We start from the raw sequence: 17,467 nt of genomic DNA, 5'->3' as shown, positions 1-17,467 counted from the left end.
GGCCACTCCTTCGTCAGCGACGTCCGTCGGTCGGTGCGGTCGTGCGCCCGTGCGGGAGCACGTGGTGGTGCAGGGTGTGCCGCCAGGGCGTCGCGGGCAGCTCGGGATGGAGCGCGGCGAGGCCGGTGGCGTACTTGGAGACGCGGACGGGCCGGTGGCCGCAGGCCCAGAGCAGGCGGTCCATCACGGACGCGGTCGAGCCGGACTTGGTCTCGACCACCGCGAGCTCGGGCAGGTCGACGCGGGCGCGGGTCCCCTGCCAGGTCAGGGACGTGTCGATCGTGACGCGGCTCGCCGTGCGGGGCAGGAAGAACGTCGACCGCAGGTACCGGGTGACGAGCGTCGGGCTCAGCGCGAGGTCGTCGACACCGTGGATGGACCGCTCGGCGAGGACGGCGCTGACGAACCAGCGTCCCGGCGCGATCGTCGCGCGGTCGGCGGGGTCGTACGGGAGCCGGTGCTTGACGGTGCTGCCGCGCGGGCCGCGGGTCTTGACCTCGAGCCAGCACTGCGCCGAGTCGACGTAGCTGCGGGTCCGGACCTTGAAGCGGCGTCGGCGCCGGTGCGCCGCGAGCCGGTACGCCAGGAGGTCGGGGGTGTCGAAGTACACCGACTCGTAGTCGAAGAGCCGCAGCCCGTCGATGTCGAGGACCTGGCTGTGCGGGGCCATCGCGGAGACCAGCTCGTCGAGGTGGCTCACGTGCATGAGGTACTTGCGGTCGACGCGCGTCTGCAGCCCGGCCTTCTCCACGAGCTCGTCCAGCCCGATCGGCGCGATCCGGTCGAGCACGGGCGCCGTCCGGACGGCCTCGGCGGTCACCGGGCCGCCCCCGTCCGCGGTGCGACGTGCGCGCTGGTCCGCAGCGTGGCCCGGGTCGCGCCGGCCGGCCCGCCGCGCAGCTCGTAGCGCACCTCGACGGTCGTGGTGTCGTTCACGAGGTCCAGCCGCTGCACGGACGTGGAGTGCACCCGGGCCCCGAGGAGCTGTTCGAGGCGGGCGACGAGCACGAGCGGTTCGGTGATCGCCCCGTCGAGCACGAGGAGCTGCTGGTGGTAGCGGCGCAGCAGGCGCGGGTGGTCGGCGACCAGCATCACCAGGAGGATCAGCGCCATGAGCGTCGGCGGCAGCCACAGCGGCCCGCCGGTGAGGCCGCCGAGGAGCCCGAGGGCGAGCGCCGAGAAGTAGTAGGCGACCTCGAGCTGGTCGAGCTCCGTGGACCTCAGCCGGATGATCGACAGCACCCCGAACAGCCCGAGCCCGAGGCCGGCCCCCATGGTGCCGGTGCTGAGGGCGGACGCCACGGCGAGCACCCCGACGTTCACGCCGAGGTAGGCGGTGACGAGGTCGCGCCGGCGGTGCCGGCGGAAGAAGAGCGCGAACACGAGGACGCTGACGGCGACGACGTCCGCGCCGAAGAGCACGAGCTGGTTCATGCGGATCGACCCCCCTGCGGTCCGCCCGGTGAACGGTGCACGAACGCGTGTAGAACGTTATCCAAACGTTGAGGACTCTCGGCGGGCCGCGGCGGCGGCGTCAACGACTGAAACGATTCCCGGGGTCGGATCCGGGCGGGCGTGAGATGGTCACGCGTCCAGGGCGTACCGCCGGACGAACGCCGCGAGCACCAGCGGCGGGGCCCACACGTGCGAGTGCCGCACCCGCTCGCGGAGCTCCTCCTGCTCGACCGGGCGGAAGTACCCGTACCCGCGGTAGACGCCGATCCGGGTGAGGATCCCCGCGACGTCGAGCTCGGGGTGGAACTGCGTCGCGTAGAGGTTGCGCCGCACCCGGAACATCTGCACGGGACACGTCGCGGACGACGCCAGCAGGGTCGCCGTCGGGGGCAGGACGGTGCACGCCTCCTTGTGCCCGACGAACGCGTCGAACGTGTCCGGCACCTGCGCCAGCAGCGGGTCCGCGCGACCCTCGGGCGTGAGCGTGATCGTCACGGCACCGATGGGCTCCGGGTACGTCCGGTCGATGACGCCGCCCTGGTGCACGCCGAGCGTCCCGACCCCGTAGCACGCGCCGAGGAACGGCAGGTCCCGCTCGACGAGCACGTCGAGCAGCGCCGACATCTCCTCCTCGACCCGGCGCTGCGCCGGGGACTTGTCCGCCTCCGGCGTGCTCGCGTCGAACGGGCTGCCGCCGACGAGGATCCCTGAGATCGCGTCGAGGTCGAGCGGCGGGATCGGCCCCGCCTCCATCCGCACCCGACGCAGCTCGTGCGGCTGCAGGCCGCCGTAGCGCAGCATCGCCGCGTACTCCCCGTCGGCGGCCTCGTCCTCGGCGCGCGAAGCCAGCAGCACGAACGGCTTCATGGACCGAGGCTAGGGTCCGGGTCCCGGCCGTGCGAGCGCGCCGACGACGAGTGCCCACGTGCGAGGATCGGGCGTGCCCGCCACCTCGACCGCGACCCTCGCCGACCGGATCCCCGCCGACCCGACCGACGCCGACGCGCTCTACGAGGCGTTCACCGGCTGGGCCTCCGAGCGCGGCCTGTCGCTGTACCCGCACCAGGACGAGGCCCTCCTCGAGCTCGTCACGGGCTCGCACGTGATCCTGTCCACCCCGACCGGGTCGGGGAAGTCGCTCGTCGCCACGGCCGCCCACTTCGTCGCGCTCGCCCAGGGCCGACGCACGTTCTACACCGCGCCCCTCAAGGCCCTGGTCAGCGAGAAGTTCTTCGCGCTCGTCGAGGCGTTCGGGTCGGCCAACGTCGGGATGATGACCGGCGACTCGTCGGTCAACCCGGGCGCGCCGATCATCTGCTGCACGGCGGAGATCCTCGCCAACCTCGCCCTGCGGGACGGGGACGACGCCGACGTCGGCCAGGTCGTCATGGACGAGTTCCACTTCTACGCCGACCCGCAGCGCGGCTGGGCGTGGCAGGTCCCGCTCCTCGAGCTCAGCACGGTCCAGTTCGTGCTCATGTCCGCGACGCTCGGTGACGTCGGGTTCTTCGCCGAGGACCTCACGCGTCGCACGGACCGGTCCGTCGCCGTGGTGGCGAACGCCGAGCGCCCCGTGCCGCTGACGTTCACGTACGCCGTCGAGCCGCTGCACGAGCTGCTCGACGAGCTCGTGAAGACCCGCCGGGCGCCCGTGTACGTCGTGCACTTCACGCAGAAGGACGCCGTCGAGCGCGCGCAGTCGTTGCTGTCGACGCCGCTGGCCAGCCGCGAGCAGAGGGACGCGATCGCCGCCGAGCTCGGTGCGTTCCGGTTCGGACCCGGGTTCGGGCGGACGCTGTCCCGGCTGCTGCGGCACGGGGTCGGCGTGCACCACGCGGGGATGCTCCCGAAGTACCGGCGGGTCGTCGAGCGGCTCACCCAGCGCGGCCTGCTCCCGGTGGTGTGCGGCACGGACACGCTCGGCGTGGGCATCAACGTCCCGATCCGCACCGTGGTGCTGACGAGCCTCGTGAAGTACGACGGCGTGCGGATGCGGCACCTGTCCGCGCGCGAGTTCCACCAGATCGCGGGCCGCGCCGGCCGGGCGGGCTTCGACACGGTCGGCGAGGTCATCGTGATGGCCCCCGAGCACGTCATCGAGAACCGCAAGCTCCTCGAGAAGGCGGGCGACGACCCCCGCAAGCTCAAGAAGATCGTCCGCAAGAAGGCCCCCGAGGGGGCCGTGAACTGGACCGACAAGACGTTCGAGCGGCTGCGCGACGCCCCGCCCGAGCCGCTCACGTCGAGCTTCCAGGTGTCGCACGCGATGGTCCTGCACGTGCTGGCCCGCCCGGGCGACCCCGTGGCGCACATGGTCCGCCTGCTCACCGACAACCACGAGCCCGAGGCGGCCCGGGGCCGGCACGTGCGCCGGGCGGTCGCGGTCTACCGGTCGCTGCGCGCCGCGGGCGTCGTCGAGCGCGTGTGGGTCGAGCACCCGTCGGCACCCCACGGCCGCCGCCGCGCGGTCCGCCTGACGCACGACCTGCCGCCCAACTTCGCGCTCAACCAGGCCCTGTCCCCGTTCGCGTACGCCGCGCTCGACCTGCTCGACCGCGACGACCCCGCGTACGCGCACGACGTCGTCTCCGTCCTGGAGGCCACGCTCGACGACCCCCGCCAGGTGCTCGCCGCGCAGGAGAACCGGGCCCGCGGCGAGGCGGTCGCGGCGATGAAGGCGGACGGCCTGGAGTACGACCAGCGGATGGCCCTGCTGGAGGACGTCACCTACCCGCGCCCGCTGTCCGAGCTGCTCGAGGCGGCCTTCGCGACGTACCGCACCACGAACCCGTGGGTCGCCGACCTCGCGCTGGCCCCGAAGTCGGTGGTCCGCGAGATGCACGAGAAGGCGATGACGTTCGCCGAGTACGTCTCGCACTACCAGCTCGACCGCACCGAGGGCGTGCTGCTGCGCTACCTCGCGGACGCCTACCGGGCACTGCGGCAGACGGTCCCGGAGGACGCCCGCACCGAGGAGCTGTGGGAGGTCGTCGAGTGGCTCGGCGACCTGGTCCGCCGCACGGACTCGAGCCTGCTCGACGAGTGGGAGCGTCTCAGCAACCCCTTGGACGAGCACGGTGCCGACGCGCCCGGAGCCACGGACGACGACACCCCCGAGCCGATCACCGCGAGCCCCCGCGTGTTCCGGGCGCTCGTGCGCGGGGCGCTGTTCAAGCGCGTGGAGCTCGTCGCCCGCGAGCAGTACGGCGCCCTCGCCGCCCTCGGCGACCGCGACCCCGACGACGCGCCGTGGACGTCCGAGCGCTGGGCGTCCGCGATGGACCCGTACTACGACGACCACGACGTGGTGCTCACCGGTCCCCCGGCCCGCGGACCCGGCCTGTTCCTCGTGACGCCCGGCCCGGCCTCGTGGGAGGTGCGTCAGCTCCTCGACGACCCCGAGGGCGACCACGACTGGCGGATCGACGCCGTCGTCGACCTCGCGGGGTCCGACGAGACCGGCGAGGTGCAGCTCCGGGTCGTCGCCGTGGGGCCGCTCTGACGGGTCGTCTGAGGCAAGGCTTGCCTGTGTTTGCGCAGGTCAGGGCAGCCTTTCCTGCGATGACAAGCGTCGGAGAGCGGCCTAACGTGGCCGTATGACCGTGCTCTCGAACGCCCTTGTCGGCACTCCTCGACCGGTCGACGCACCCCCGTCGGCGGGCACCCTCAACCAGCTGCGGGCCGGTGTGCTCGGCGCCAACGACGGCATCGTGTCCGTCGCGGCGATCCTCGTCGGCGTCGCGGGCGCGTCGTCCTCCCGGTCGGTCCTGGTGACCGCGGGGGTGGCCGGCCTGGTCGCGGGTGCGCTGTCGATGGCGAGCGGCGAGTACGTGTCGGTGAGCTCGCAGCGCGACGCCGAGCGGGCGGCCCGCACCCCGGAGCACGAGCAGACGAACCCGTGGCACGCGGCGGTCGCGTCGCTCGGCTCCTTCGTCGTCGGCGGCCTGGTCCCGCTGCTGGTCGTCCTGCTGCCGTGGGGCGCCGCGCGCGTCCCGGCGGTGGTCCTCGCCGTGGTGCTCGCGCTCGTCGCGACCGGCGCGGTCAGCGCCCGCATCGGCAACGCGGCGGTCCCGCGCGCCGTGCTGCGCAACGTGCTCGGCGGCGGGATCGCGATGGCCGTGACCTACGGCGTGGGCAGCCTCGTCGGCCTGTTCGTCTGACGCCTACCCTGGCGCCGTGGCCAAGCACGCCCCGACCGGCACCCCCGCGCTCGTCGCGCTCGCGGCCGCCGGCGTCCCGCACACCGCGCACCCGTACGAGCACGACGCGTCGAACGACGTCGGCTACGGCCTGGAGGCCGCGCAGGTGCTCGGGGTGCCGCCCGAGCAGGTCTTCAAGACGCTCATGACGGTCGTGGACGGGACGCTCACGGTCGCCGTCGTGCCCGTCACGGGCAAGCTCGACCTCAAGGCGCTCGCGCAGGCCGTCGGCGGCAAGAAGGCGGCGATGGCGCCGAAGCCCGACGCGGAGCGGGCCACCGGCTACGTGGTCGGCGGGATCTCTCCGCTGGGCCAGAAGACGGCCCACCCGACGGTGGTCGACGAGACCGTGTGGCTGTTCGACACGGTCCTGGTCTCGGGCGGCCGCCGCGGCCTCGACGTCGAGCTCGCCCCCGACGACCTGGTCCGGCTCACCGCCGCCACGGTCGCCGACATCGCGCGCGACTGACCGCCGGTACCGTCAGGGCCCATGACCGACGTGCCGGAGCGAGACGTGCTCGTCGCGCGTCTCACCGCCGTCCGGGAACGCATCGACCGTGCAGCCGTGGCCGCGGGCCGGGCGTCGGGCGACGTCCGGCTCCTGCTCGCGACCAAGACGATGCCCGCGACCGTGATCCGTGCGGCGCTGGCCGCCGACGCCGCCATGCGGGCGGACGACGACCGGCTCGCACCGGTGCTGATCGGCGAGAACCGCGTCCAGGAGCTCGTCGCCAAGGGCCCGGACCTCGTCGACCTCTCCCCCGCCACGCACCTCATCGGCCCGTTGCAGTCGAACAAGGTCAACGCAGCCCTGCGCTGGGCGACGTGCGTCGAGTCCGTCGAGAGCCTGGACCTCGCCCGGCGGATCGCCGCCCGCGCGGGCGAACGGCCGGTGGACGTGTGCGTGCAGGTCAACGTGTCGGGAGAGCCGACGAAGCACGGGGTGCCGGCCGAGGAGGCGGTGGACCTCGCGCTGGGTGTGGTGGCACTGGACGGTGTGCGGCTCGTCGGGTTCATGACCGTCGGTGCGCACTCGACCGACGACCTCGTCGTGCGGACCGGCTACGCGCTCCTGCGCCAGGTGCGCGACAGGGTGCTGGACTCGGGCGCGCCGGGGACGGCGGGGGCACGCGAGCTGTCGATGGGGATGAGCCGGGACCTCGAGGCCGCGGTCGCCGAGGGGGCCACGATCGTCCGGGTCGGCACGGCGGTGTTCGGCAGCCGCACCGCCTGACGCAGCGCGACGAGCCGGGCGGCGCGGGACGACCGGTGCACCACGCCCGCAGCGCGGGCACGGCGGGTCGCGGCGAGCTCGCGCTCGTGGAGCACGCTCATGCGGCGGAGCGCGCGGTCCAGGTCGGTGCGGTCAAGGTCGGTGCGGTCAAGGTCGGTGCGGTCAAGGTCGGTGCGGTCAAGGTCGGTGCCGTGCAGGTCCTCGTCCATGCTTCCCCTCCGGTTGCTGCACAGGAGTCCTGGACGGTCCACCAGATACACGGGACTCTCTGCCCACCCCGAAGACAAGGACACTTGACACTCCGTCGGATGTCAAGCACGCTTGTCACGTCAAGGTCGCTTGACACTCCGACGACGGGAGCACCCCTGCGATGAGGAACGACATCCGCCGCCTCCGGGACGAGGCAGGTCTCTCGCAGGCCGCGCTCGCCGAGGCGCTCGGCGTCTCCCGCCAGACCGTCAACTCGCTCGAGACGGGCCGCTACGACCCGTCGCTCCCGCTCGCGTTCGCCATCGCCCACCACTTCGGCACGACCATCGAGGAGATCTTCCATGTCGACGACTGACACCCCCGCGCGCACCCCCCGCCTCGCATCGAGAGCCCGGTTCCTCGTCGCGCTGGTCAGCGGTGCCGTCGCGATCGGCATCGTCGTGGCCGTCTTCGTCGCACTCGACCAGCCGGACACCGCGAGCGGTGCGGCCACCGGCGGTGCGGTCGTGCTGCTCCTCATGGCGCTCGCCCGCTGGCGCTCCCGCCGCTCGCCCGCCCAGGTCAGCACCGCGGCACGTCTCGGCGCGGGAGTTCCGGACGAGCGCGACAAGAGCATCGTCAGCGGCGCGCTCTCGCTCGTCGGGGGCGTGTCCTTCCTGCTCGCCTCCGTGGGCCTCGCCTGCGTGATGGCGGGGCTCGACGCCCGCGCCGTCCTCGGGCTCACCGTCCTGGCACTCGCCGTGACCCTGGTCGTGTCGCTCGTCGTCCTGGAACGGCGCGGCTGACGTCAGGATGGGCACCATGGACGACGCTCCCCCGCCCCGCCCGCCCCGCTTCCCCCGCTGGGTGTACGGCGTGGGCTCGGAACCCGACGCCCGGTTCTCGCTCGCCAACGAGCGGACGTTCCTCGCCTGGGTGCGCACGTCGCTCGCGCTGCTCGCCTCGGGCGTCGCGCTCGAAGCCCTCGACCTGCCCGTCGAGGCCGGCCTGCGGTTCGCGGCCGCGCTCGTCCTCGTGACCGTCGGGGTCGTCGCCCCCGTGCTCGCGTGGGTCGGCTGGGCCCGCGCCGAGCGGGCGGTGCGGTTGCGGCACCCCCTGCCCGCGCCCTCGTCGTTCGGGCTGCTCGTCGTCGGGGTCGTGCTCGCCGGCGCTCTCGTGCTCGTGGGCATGGTGCTCGCGTGACCGTCCCGGACGATGCCGTCGACGGGCTCGCTGCCGAGCGGACCCGGCTCGCGTGGCGGCGCACCGGCCTGGCCCTCGCCGCGGGGAGCGTGGCGGCGGCGCGGCTCCTCCAGGAGGTCGTCGGTGGTGTCGCGTGGGCGCTCGGCGGGATCGGGCTCACCGCGAGCGCGGCGCTGCTCGTGGCGGCCTACCAGCGGCACACCGGCGGGCTCGCGGGTGGCGGGCGGCTCGTCACGGTGTGCGCGGCGACCGTGGTGGTCATCGGCGCCGCGTCCGTCGTCATGGTGCTCGGCGGCCTCTGACCGGCCCGGGACGTCCTCGCTACGGGACGCGCGCGGTCCACGCCGGGTCGGTGAACTTGGACCCCATGAGCTCGGCGGCACGCGCGAGCTCGTCCGGACGCAGCTCGCCGTCGACCGTCGTGTACCGCTGCCGGAAGTGGGCTGCGAACGCCGCGATGACGTCCTCGCGGGGCAGGTGCGTCTGCGAGCGGACCGGGTCGACGCGCTTGTTCGCGCTGGCGGTGCCCTTGTCGGACAGCTTCTCGCGGCCGATCCGGAGCACCTGCAGCATCTTGTCGGCATCGATGTCGTACGACATCGTCACGTGGTGCAGCACGGCACCGCCGACCATGCGCTTCTGCGCCGAGCCCGCGAGCTTGCCGGCCGGCGAGGCGATGTCGTTGAGACCGCTGACGAACGCCTCGACGCCCACGTCCGCGAGCGCCCCGAGCACCCACTGGTTGAGGAACGCGTAGGACTCCTCGAACGTCATGCCGTCGACGAGGGAGGCGGGCACGACCAGCGAGAACGTGATGCAGTTGCCGGCCTCCATGAACATCGCGCCGCCCCCGGAGATCCGGCGGACCACGGTGATCCCGTAGCGGTCGGCCGCCTCGAGGTCCACCTCGTTGCGCAGCGACTGGAACGAGCCGATGATCACCGCCGGCTCGACCCACTCCCAGAACCGCAGCGTCGGGCCGCGGCGGCCCGCGGCGAGCTCCTCGGTGAGGACCTGGTCCAGGGCGGTGTGCATCGCGGGCGGCAGCGGCCCCGGGTGCAGCAGCTCGAACGTGTGGTCGGACCAGGCCGTCGAGCGGCCCAGCGCCCGGCGCACCGCGACGCCGACGGCGTGCGCGTCGAACCCGACCATCGCGACCGGCGTGATCAGGGTGCCCTCGGCCTGCGCCGCGGCCAGCGCGGAGGTGATCGCGTCCGCGAGCACGATGGTCGTGGAGTCGGCCGGCAGCCCGTCGAGCGCACCGGAGACCACCGCGAGCGCGTCGTCCGGCTCCAGGAAGAAGTCGCCGCTGACGACGACGTCCTTCAGGGCGTCGTCGACGACCTCGAGGTCGACGACGACGAGCTTGCCACCGGGGACCTTGTACTCGCCGTGCACGCGCACCAACCTATGCGACCCGTGCGACGACCCGCGCGCGCCGCGGCCCGGGTCAGCGCGGCGGCACCCGCCGGTTGCGCAGACCCCAGATCGCCGAGTCCGTGAGGGCCTCCCACGCGGCCTCCAGCAGGTTGGGCCCGACGCCGACGGTGCTCCAGGACGTCTGCCCGTCCGTCGTCTCGATGAGCACCCGCGTGATCGCGTCCGTGCCGTGCATCGAGTCGAGGATGCGGACCTTGAAGTCGATGAGCTCGAACGACTCGAGCTCCGGGTACACCCGCACGAGCGCCTGGCGCAGCGCGTGGTCGAGCGCGTTGACCGGGCCGTTCCCCTCCCCGGTGCTGACGATCCGCTCGCCGCCGGCGTGCAGCTTGACCGTCGCCTCGGCGGTCGCGGGGGTGCCCCGGCCGCCGGCGCGCTCGACGATGGTCCGCCACGACTCGACCGAGAAGTACTGCGGGCGACGACCGTCGATCTCCTCGACGAGGAGCAGCTCGAACGACGCGTCCGCCGCTTCGTACGTGTACCCGTTGGCCTCGGCGTCCTTGACCCGCTCGGTCACGCGGCCGAGCAGCTCGGGGCGGCCCGACAGGTCGAAGCCGAGCTCGCGGCCCTTGAGCTCGATGGACGCCCGACCCGCCATGTCGGAGACGAGCATGCGCATGTCGTTGCCCACGTTGGCCGGGTCGGTGTGCTGGTAGAGGTCCGGGTCCACCTTGATCGCCGACGCGTGGATCCCCGCCTTGTGCGCGAACGCGCTCGCGCCGACGTACGGCTGCCGGGCGAACGGCGAGATGTTCGTGATCTCGGCGATGGCGTGCGCGAGCCGCGTCAGCTCGGGCAGCCCGCCGGGGTGGGCGTCGTCGGTGCGCAGCACCTTCAGCCCGTGCTTGAGCTCGAGGTTCGCGACGATCGACAGCAGGTCGGCGTTGCCGGTCCGCTCCCCGTAGCCGTTGACGGTGCCCTGGACGTGCGTGCACCCCGCCTCGACGGCCGCGAGCGAGTTCGCGACCGCGCACCCCGAGTCGTTGTGCGCGTGGATGCCGAGGATCGCGTGCGGCCCGACGGCCCCGCGGATCTCGTGCACGATGTCCGCCACCCAGGTCGGCAGCATGCCGCCGTTCGTGTCGCACAGCGCGACGACCTCGGCGCCCGCCTCGAACCCCGCGAGCACCGCCGCGCGCGTGTACGACGGGTCGAACCGGTAGCCGTCGAAGAAGTGCTCCGCGTCGACGACGACCCGGCGCCCCTCGCGCACCAGGAACTGCACGGTGTCCGCGATCATCGCGATGTTCTCGGCACCCGTCGTCCGCAGCGCCTTCTCCGCGTGCCGCAGGTCGTGCTTCGCGACGAGCGCGACGACCGGCGCCTCGGAGTCGACGAGGGCCCGGACCTGCGGGTCGTCGACCGCCCGGGTGCCCGCCTTGCGCGTGCTGCCGAACGCGGCGAGCTCGGCGTTGCGCAGGTCGAGCTCCTTGGCGGCACGCTTGAAGAACTCCGTGTCCTTCGGGACGGCCCCGGGCCAGCCGCCCTCGATGAACCCCACGCCCAGCTCGTCGAGCAGCGGCGCGATCGCCAGCTTGTCGGCGACCGAGAGGTTCATCCCCTCCTGCTGGGCGCCGTCGCGCAGGGTCGTGTCGTACACGTGGAACGGGGTGGGGCTCGTGGTCACGATGAGCTCTCTTCGCTGCGGTGGTGCTCGTGCGGTGCGTCCTGCTGATCCTCGTACAGATCGAGTGGCGGCCGGCCGGACGGGGGTGGTGCCCGACCAACAAAAAGACCCCCCGGGGTACGGGAGGTCTGCGCGTCGGTAGGTTGCCCGACGCGCTACTCGATAATGAGCGTGATGGTGGTCACGCCGTCATCGTGACACACGGGACCGGTCGTGGTCATCCGTTCCACGTGCTGGACACCGGCGATGGCCGCAGCCCGGGCGCCCCTCCCGTCGCTTCGCTACGTTGACGAGTGGCCCACGACGCCGGCCCGACCGGCGTCCCGCGTGTCGAGGAGGTCGCATGACCGTCCCGCCCCGTGACTCGCAGTACCCCCGCCCCGAGCAGCCGCCTGTCCCACCACAGGCGACCCCCGCCGTGCCGCAGAGCCCGCCGCCCGCCGTGCCGCCGGCGGTGCCGCCCGCCGTCCCGGCCGCGCAGGTACCGGCCGCCCAGGTGCCCGTCGCCCAGGTGCCCGCCGCCGGTGTCCCCGTCGCGACGCCACCCCCGCGCCCACGCATCGCCGTGGACGCCGGCCGCTACTGGGCGGGCGCCGCCGCGACCGCCGTCGTCGCGGCGCTCGTGGGCGTCGTCGGCGTCGTGGTCTTCGAGCGGATCTTCGACATCGAGCTCGTGAACAAGGACCCGTTCGGCACGGGCTCGTCGATGGGTGCGTACGTGGTCGGCGCCGTGGCGACGACCGTCGTCGCGGCGCTCCTGCTCCAGGTGCTCGTGCTCAGCACCCCCGAGCCGTCGACGTTCTTCGGCTGGATCATGGGCCTGGGCATCCTCGTCGTGGCCCTGCTGCCCCTCACCTGGACCGACGACACGACGTCCGCGCTGTGCAGCGGCCTGGTGAACCTGCTCATCGGCATCGCGGTCTGGTCCCTGCTCACGGGGGTCCTCGCCCGCACGTCGCAGCGCACGATCCCGATCGTCTGACGCGCCCCGCAGGCTGGGGCACCATGGGGCCGTGTCGAACTCAGGCCTTCCCACAGCCGTGTCCGAGCCCGAGACCCTCACCCGGGAGGGCCTGCGCACGCTGCTCGGTCCCGTCACGACGCCCGGCCCGCTGGCGGCCGAGGTCCTCGACGAGGTCCCGTGCGACGGGTACGTGCGTCGGCACGTCGCCTACGACGTCCCCTCGGGCCGCGCGTCGGCGTTCGTCTGCGTCCCGGACGGTCTCGACGGCCCGGCGCCGCTGATCTTCTGCCACCACCAGCACGCCGGTCAGTTCGACCTCGGCAAGAGCGAGGTCTGCGGGCTGCGCGGGAGCCCCGACCTGGCGTACGCGGCCGAGCTCGCCCAGCGCGGGTTCGTGACGATCGCGCCGGACGCCATCGGGTTCGAGGACCGCAACTGGGCCGGTGCCGCGAACATCACCTGGTTCGAGCTGTCCTCTCGCCTGGTCGTCGGACGCACGCTGCTGGCGGACTGCCTCCAGGAGGTCTCGCTGGCCCTCGACCACGCGGTCGGCCTGCCGGAGGTCGACCCGGACCGCATCGGGTTCGTCGGCCACTCGTACGGTGGGCGGATGGCCATGTGGGCCCCCGCCTGGGACGGACGGATCCGTGCCAGCGTCTCGAACTGCGGATGCATCCCTTACCGGGACTCCTTCACCCGCGACGCCGGTTTCCAGGCCGAGCTCGTCGTGCCCGGCATCGCCGCCCGCTACGACGTCGAGGACGTCCTGGCCCTCTCCACGGGGTCCCAGGTCCTGCTCATCGCGGCGCAGGACGACAGGTGGAGCCGCGGCGCGGCGGAGATCGAGCGGCGGCTGCAGCGCAAGGGCGTCGAGCACGTCCGTGTGCACCACGTGCCCGGCGGGCACGAGTTCCGACAGCCCGAGCGTGAGCTCGCCTACGACTTCCTCGCACGCGGCCTGACGGCGTAGCGCGGAGACGGCCCCGCGGGAACGCGGGGGCCGTCTCCGTGATGCCGGGGTGGCCCGCCGGACGGGGCGTGCCGTCAGACGAGCCGGGTCAGCCAGCCGTGCCGGTCGGTGGCGCGGCCGTACTGGATGTCCGTCAGCTCGGTGCGGATCCGCATGGTCACGGGCCCGGCCTCGCCGTCGGCGACCGTGAGGTCGAAGTCGTCGCTCGCCAGCCGTCCGATCGGGGTGATCACGGCGGCCGTCCCGCACGCGAACACCTCACGGATCGACCCGTCGGCCAGCCCGGCGCGCACCTCGGTGAGCGGCAGGGCCCGCTCGCTGACCTCGTGGCCCGCGTCGGTGAGCAGCTGGAGGATCGAGCCGCGGGTGACGCCCTCGAGGATCGAGCCGGACACGGGCGGCGTGACCGCGCTGCCGTCGGCCCGGATGACGAACACGTTCATGCCGCCGAGCTCCTCGAGCTCGGTGTTGGTGGACGCGTCGAGGAAGCAGACCTGCTCGAAGCCCTTGTCGTAGGCCTGCTGCTGCGGCAGGAGGCTCGCGGCGTAGTTGCCGCCGCACTTGGCCGCCCCCGTGCCGCCCGCACCGGCGCGGTGGAACTCCTGGTCGACCCAGATCGACACCGGCTTGACCCCGCCCGCGAAGTACGGCCCGACGGGCGACGCGATGACGAGGAACTCGGCCTCGAGCGAGGGCCGCACACCGAGGAAGCTCTCGGAGGCGTACATGAACGGCCGCAGGTACAGGCTGGTCTCCCCGCCCGTCGGCACCCACGCGCGGTCCGTCTGCACGAGGGCCGTGATGGCGCCGAGGAAGTCGGCCTCGGACACCTCGGGGAGCGCGAGCCGGTGCGCGGACCGGGCGAAGCGTGCCGCGTTGGCCTGCGGCCGGAACGTCCACACGGAACCGTCGGCGTGCGCGTACGCCTTGAGGCCCTCGAAGATCTCCTGGGCGTAGTGGAGCACCGCCGTCGCAGGGTCGAGCTGCAGGGGCCCGTACTTCTCGACGCGGCGGTCGCGCCAGCCCTGGCCGTGCGAGTACGTGATCCGAGCCATGTGCTCGGTGAAGACCGTGCCGAACCGCGGCGCGGCCAGGGCGGCCTCCCGGACCGCGTCGGGCACGGGGGTGTCCGTGCGGTGGATCTCGAAGAGGTCGGCGGACGTCGATGTCGCGAGAGTGCTCATGGTCGGGGGCCTTTCACCAGGGTCGAGTCAGACGCTACCTGGGCGTGCGGCCGGGTGGACAGGTCACGGCGGACCGGTACGACCCTGGACGCCGCCGGTGCACGTGCGGGTCCGGTGCGACGGCCGAGGGGTGGAGCGACGGGAGCCGTCCCGGCAGGTCCGGGACGGCGGCCGGGAGGATCAGCCGGCGATGCGCGCGGCGAGGTCCTTGCCCACCTCGGCCGTCGACCGTACTCGCTCGGCACCGCGACGCTCGGCGATGTCGGCCGCGACCGCCGCCTCCACGCGACGCGCCGCGTCGGTGTGACCGAGGTGCTCGAGCAGCAGCGCGACGGACAGGACGGTGGCGGTGGGGTCCGCCTTGCCCTGGCCGGCGATGTCGGGCGCGGAGCCGTGCACGGGCTCGAACATGCTCGGAGCGGTGCGGTCCGGGTTGATGTTCGCGGACGCGGCCAGGCCGATGCCGCCCGTGATCGCGGCGGCGAGGTCCGTGAGGATGTCGCCGAACAGGTTGTCGGTGACGATCACGTCGAACCGGCTCGGGTTCGTGACCAGGAAGATCGTGGCGGCGTCGACGTGCAGGTAGTCGACCGTGACGTCCGGGAACTCGGCGTTGACGGCCTCGACCGTGCGGCGCCACAGGTGACCGGCGTGCACGAGCACGTTGTGCTTGTGCACCAGCGTGAGCTTCTTGCGCGGGCGGGCCGCGGCCCGGGCGAACGCGTCGCGGACCACGCGCTCGACGCCGAACGCGGTGTTCACGCTGACCTCGTTGGCGACCTCGTGCGGCGTGCCGACGCGGATCGCGCCGCCGTTGCCGACGTACGGGCCCTCGGTGCCCTCGCGGACGACGACGAAGTCGACGTCGCCGGGGTTCGCGAGCGGGCTGGCCACGCCGGGGAAGAGCTTGCTGGGGCGCAGGTTGACGTAGTGGTCCAGCGCGAAGCGGAGCTTGAGCAGCAGGCCGCGCTCGAGCACGCCGGACGGGACCGTCGGGTCGCCGATCGCGCCGAGGAGGATCGCGTCGTGCGCGCGGATCGCGTCGAGGTCCGTGTCCGTCAGCGTCTCGCCCGTCGCGTGCCAGCGGCGCGCGCCCAGGTCGAAGTCGGTGGTGGCGACCGTGGTCCCGCTGCCGTGCAGCGCGGACTCGAGGGCCAGGAGGCCCTGCTCGACGACCTCCGTGCCGATGCCGTCCCCGGCGACGACGGCGAGGCGGATGTGCTGGGCGGAGGCGCTGTCGACCATGTCCGCCAGCGTAGACCCTGTCCCACCTGGCGGGACCCGCGTCTCACCGTGCGGTCATGACCGCGCTCAGTCGACGGCGGGCGTCGGGCCGTCCTTCGGGTAGATCAGCTCGAACCGCTCCGCGACCACCTGCAGGTCCGTGCTGAACCGGTCGTCGCCGAGCACCCGGCGCCAGTACCTCTCGTGCTCGACCCGCCACGACTCCAGGCTGCGGTCGTCCTCGCCCTCCGCCTCGGCGTGCTCCGCGCCCACCGCGTCGAACGGCACGACCTCGACCTCGGTCGTGCGCAGCAGCGCCCGCGGCTCGCCGTCGGCGTCGACGACGATCGACAGGTCCCCCGGCCGCGGGGCGTCGAGACCGGCGTCCTCGAGCTCGACCAGCGCGGTCGACGTCGCCGTCTTCGTGCCGTCCAGGACGAGCCCGAGCAGCTGGTCGGCGAGCGCCGGGTTGTCCCCGAACGACCACGACGGCGGCGGCACGGCGTCGTTCGGCGACTCCCCGAGGACAGGGCTCAGGTTGCCGAACCCGAGGTGCCCGCGGGCGGCCCGCCAGAACGCGGCGACCCGCTCGTCCTCGACCCCGTCGCCCTGCACGTCGTCCGTCATCGTGGTCCCTCCGTCGTCGGTGCGGCCCATCATGTCGGCAAACACGACGGGCGTGCGACCCGGCCGAGGCCAGGGCGCACGCCCGTCGCGTGAGGCGGGAGGTCAGCGCGCGGCCGAGCCCTCCACGTAGTCCGTGTCCGAGGGCTTCACCCACGCGAAGAGCTTGCGCAGCTCGCGGCCGACCGGCTCGATCGGGTGGTTCTGGCCCTTCTCGCGGAGCTCCTTGAACTCCGGGGCGCCCGCGTCCTGGTCGTCGATGAACCGCTTCGCGAAGGCGCCGTTCTGGATGTCGCCGAGGACGGCCTGCATGTTCGCCTTGACGTCCGGCGTGATGACCCGCGGGCCCGAGACGTAGTCGCCGTACTCGGCCGTGTCGGAGACCGACCAGCGCTGCTTGGTGATGCCGCCCTCGAAGATGAGGTCGACGATGAGCTTGAGCTCGTGCAGCACCTCGAAGTACGCGACCTCGGGCTGGTAGCCGGCCTCGGTCAGGGTCTCGAAGCCGTACTGGATGAGCTGCGACACGCCACCGCACAGGACGGCCTGCTCGCCGAACAGGTCGGTCTCGGTCTCCTCGGTGAACGTCGTCTTGATGCCGGCGGCCCGCAGACCACCGATCGCCTTGGCGTAGGACAGCGCGAGGTCCCAGGCGGCGCCCGACGCGTCCTGCTCGACGGCGACGATCACCGGCACGCCACGGCCGTCGACGTACTCGCGGCGCACGAGGTGGCCCGGGCCCTTCGGGGCGACCATGAGCACGTCGTGCTGCGCGGCCGGCTTGATGTAGCCGAACCGGATGTTGAAGCCGTGGCCGAAGACGAGCGCGGCGCCGTCCTTGAGGTTGGGCTCGATCTCGTCGCGGTACACGATCCGCTGCACCTGGTCGGGCGCCAGGATGACGACGACGTCGGCCTCGCGGACCGCGTCGGCCACCGTGGCGACCTTGAGGCCCTGGTTCTCGGCCTTCTCGCGGGACGCGGAGCCCTCGCGCAGGCCGACGGTCACGTCGACGCCGGAGTCGCGCAGGTTGAGGGAGTGCGCGTGCCCCTGGCTGCCGTAGCCGATGACGGCGACCTTCTTGGACTGGATGACCGACAGGTCGGCGTCGTCGTCGTAGAACAGCTCAGCCACGGTGGATCTCCTCAGGT

The 17,467-nt window shown here is 73.0% G+C and carries 19 protein-coding genes and 1 pseudogene; 10 read left to right on the top strand and 10 right to left on the bottom strand.

The window, feature by feature from the left end; genetic code table 11:
• Positions 1-13 precede the first annotated feature (13 nt).
• The 3 genes from Cch01nite_RS15765 to Cch01nite_RS15755 form a co-directional block, all read right to left on the bottom strand.
• The gene (locus Cch01nite_RS15765; RefSeq protein WP_203757126.1) at positions 14-820 is read right to left on the bottom strand and encodes a polyphosphate polymerase domain-containing protein; all 807 of its coding nucleotides are present in this window, start codon (positions 818-820) and stop codon (positions 14-16) included.
• Positions 817-1,434, bottom strand: coding sequence for a DUF4956 domain-containing protein (locus Cch01nite_RS15760; protein WP_203757124.1), 618 nt, complete (start codon positions 1,432-1,434; stop codon positions 817-819). Before Cch01nite_RS15760 ends, Cch01nite_RS15765 begins: the two co-directional genes overlap by 4 nt.
• A 150-nt stretch (positions 1,435-1,584) precedes the next feature.
• On the bottom strand, positions 1,585-2,322 hold the full coding sequence (locus Cch01nite_RS15755; protein ID WP_203757122.1) for a glutamine amidotransferase: 738 nt from the start codon (positions 2,320-2,322) through the stop codon (positions 1,585-1,587).
• A gap of 73 nt (positions 2,323-2,395) precedes the next feature.
• Here Cch01nite_RS15755 and Cch01nite_RS15750 point away from each other — a divergent pair, with 73 nt between their 5' ends.
• From Cch01nite_RS15750 to Cch01nite_RS15735, 4 genes are all read left to right on the top strand, one after another.
• Positions 2,396-4,957 carry a DEAD/DEAH box helicase gene (locus Cch01nite_RS15750; protein WP_203757120.1) on the top strand — a complete coding sequence of 854 codons (2,562 nt, stop codon included), beginning with the start codon at positions 2,396-2,398 and terminating at the stop codon, positions 4,955-4,957.
• A 94-nt stretch (positions 4,958-5,051) separates the two neighbouring features.
• Positions 5,052-5,615, top strand: a complete 564-nt coding sequence (locus Cch01nite_RS15745; protein WP_203757118.1) for a VIT1/CCC1 transporter family protein — start codon at positions 5,052-5,054, stop codon at positions 5,613-5,615.
• Between the two features lie 16 nt (positions 5,616-5,631).
• Positions 5,632-6,123, top strand: coding sequence for a Cys-tRNA(Pro) deacylase (ybaK, locus tag Cch01nite_RS15740; RefSeq protein WP_203757116.1), 492 nt, complete (start codon positions 5,632-5,634; stop codon positions 6,121-6,123).
• 21 nt (positions 6,124-6,144) lie between these two features.
• The gene (locus Cch01nite_RS15735) at positions 6,145-6,888 is read left to right on the top strand and encodes a YggS family pyridoxal phosphate-dependent enzyme (protein ID WP_203757108.1); all 744 of its coding nucleotides are present in this window, start codon (positions 6,145-6,147) and stop codon (positions 6,886-6,888) included.
• Positions 6,889-7,010: 122 nt separating this feature from the next.
• Here Cch01nite_RS15735 and Cch01nite_RS23055 read toward each other — a convergent pair.
• A pseudogene (locus Cch01nite_RS23055) lies at positions 7,011-7,097 on the bottom strand (pentapeptide repeat-containing protein); the annotation flags it as partial.
• 161 nt (positions 7,098-7,258) lie between these two features.
• Here Cch01nite_RS23055 and Cch01nite_RS15730 point away from each other — a divergent pair.
• From Cch01nite_RS15730 to Cch01nite_RS15715, 4 genes are read left to right on the top strand one after another with little or no spacing between them, the layout of a single operon-like run.
• Positions 7,259-7,453: a helix-turn-helix transcriptional regulator gene (locus tag Cch01nite_RS15730; protein ID WP_203757106.1), complete on the top strand. Its 195-nt coding sequence runs from the start codon at positions 7,259-7,261 to the stop codon at positions 7,451-7,453.
• Entirely contained in the window at positions 7,440-7,883 is a 444-nt protein-coding gene (locus Cch01nite_RS15725; RefSeq protein WP_203757103.1) for a hypothetical protein, read from the top strand. Before Cch01nite_RS15730 ends, Cch01nite_RS15725 begins: the two co-directional genes overlap by 14 nt.
• A 7-nt stretch (positions 7,884-7,890) precedes the next feature.
• Positions 7,891-8,280, top strand: a complete 390-nt coding sequence (locus Cch01nite_RS15720) for a YidH family protein (RefSeq protein WP_373309947.1) — start codon at positions 7,891-7,893, stop codon at positions 8,278-8,280.
• The gene (locus tag Cch01nite_RS15715) at positions 8,277-8,582 is read left to right on the top strand and encodes a DUF202 domain-containing protein (protein ID WP_203757099.1); all 306 of its coding nucleotides are present in this window, start codon (positions 8,277-8,279) and stop codon (positions 8,580-8,582) included. Before Cch01nite_RS15720 ends, Cch01nite_RS15715 begins: the two co-directional genes overlap by 4 nt.
• A 19-nt stretch (positions 8,583-8,601) precedes the next feature.
• Here the strand turns inward: Cch01nite_RS15715 and lplB are convergent, their stop codons facing one another.
• Positions 8,602-9,678, bottom strand: a complete 1,077-nt coding sequence (lplB, locus tag Cch01nite_RS15710; RefSeq protein ID WP_203757097.1) for a lipoate-protein ligase small subunit — start codon at positions 9,676-9,678, stop codon at positions 8,602-8,604.
• Positions 9,679-9,730: 52 nt separating this feature from the next.
• The gene (gene cimA / locus Cch01nite_RS15705; protein ID WP_203757095.1) at positions 9,731-11,350 is read right to left on the bottom strand and encodes a citramalate synthase; all 1,620 of its coding nucleotides are present in this window, start codon (positions 11,348-11,350) and stop codon (positions 9,731-9,733) included.
• Positions 11,351-11,693: 343 nt separating this feature from the next.
• Between cimA and Cch01nite_RS15700 the strand changes: the two genes are divergently transcribed.
• On the top strand, positions 11,694-12,332 hold the full coding sequence (locus tag Cch01nite_RS15700) for a hypothetical protein (RefSeq protein WP_239070749.1): 639 nt from the start codon (positions 11,694-11,696) through the stop codon (positions 12,330-12,332).
• Positions 12,333-12,363: 31 nt separating this feature from the next.
• Positions 12,364-13,284 carry a dienelactone hydrolase family protein gene (locus Cch01nite_RS15695; protein ID WP_203757093.1) on the top strand — a complete coding sequence of 307 codons (921 nt, stop codon included), beginning with the start codon at positions 12,364-12,366 and terminating at the stop codon, positions 13,282-13,284.
• Positions 13,285-13,358: 74 nt separating this feature from the next.
• Here the strand turns inward: Cch01nite_RS15695 and Cch01nite_RS15690 are convergent, their stop codons facing one another.
• The 4 genes from Cch01nite_RS15690 to ilvC all read right to left on the bottom strand — a co-directional run bounded on the left by Cch01nite_RS15690 (position 13,359) and on the right by ilvC (position 17,450).
• On the bottom strand, positions 13,359-14,468 hold the full coding sequence (locus Cch01nite_RS15690; RefSeq protein ID WP_203757091.1) for a branched-chain amino acid aminotransferase: 1,110 nt from the start codon (positions 14,466-14,468) through the stop codon (positions 13,359-13,361).
• A gap of 180 nt (positions 14,469-14,648) precedes the next feature.
• Positions 14,649-15,713 carry a 3-isopropylmalate dehydrogenase gene (locus tag Cch01nite_RS15685; protein WP_203757089.1) on the bottom strand — a complete coding sequence of 355 codons (1,065 nt, stop codon included), beginning with the start codon at positions 15,711-15,713 and terminating at the stop codon, positions 14,649-14,651.
• Positions 15,714-15,779: 66 nt separating this feature from the next.
• Complete coding sequence (locus Cch01nite_RS15680) at positions 15,780-16,319, bottom strand: ASCH domain-containing protein (RefSeq protein ID WP_203757085.1); 540 nt, start codon at positions 16,317-16,319, stop codon at positions 15,780-15,782.
• A 102-nt stretch (positions 16,320-16,421) separates the two neighbouring features.
• The gene (ilvC, locus tag Cch01nite_RS15675) at positions 16,422-17,450 is read right to left on the bottom strand and encodes a ketol-acid reductoisomerase (protein WP_203757083.1); all 1,029 of its coding nucleotides are present in this window, start codon (positions 17,448-17,450) and stop codon (positions 16,422-16,424) included.
• Positions 17,451-17,467 lie beyond the last annotated feature (17 nt).

This window comes from Cellulomonas chitinilytica (genome assembly GCF_016862675.1).
Taxonomy (GTDB): Bacteria; Actinomycetota; Actinomycetes; order Actinomycetales; family Cellulomonadaceae; genus Cellulomonas; species Cellulomonas chitinilytica.
Note: the sequence above shows the minus strand (reverse complement) of the source record. Positions and strands in the feature narration are given on the sequence as shown.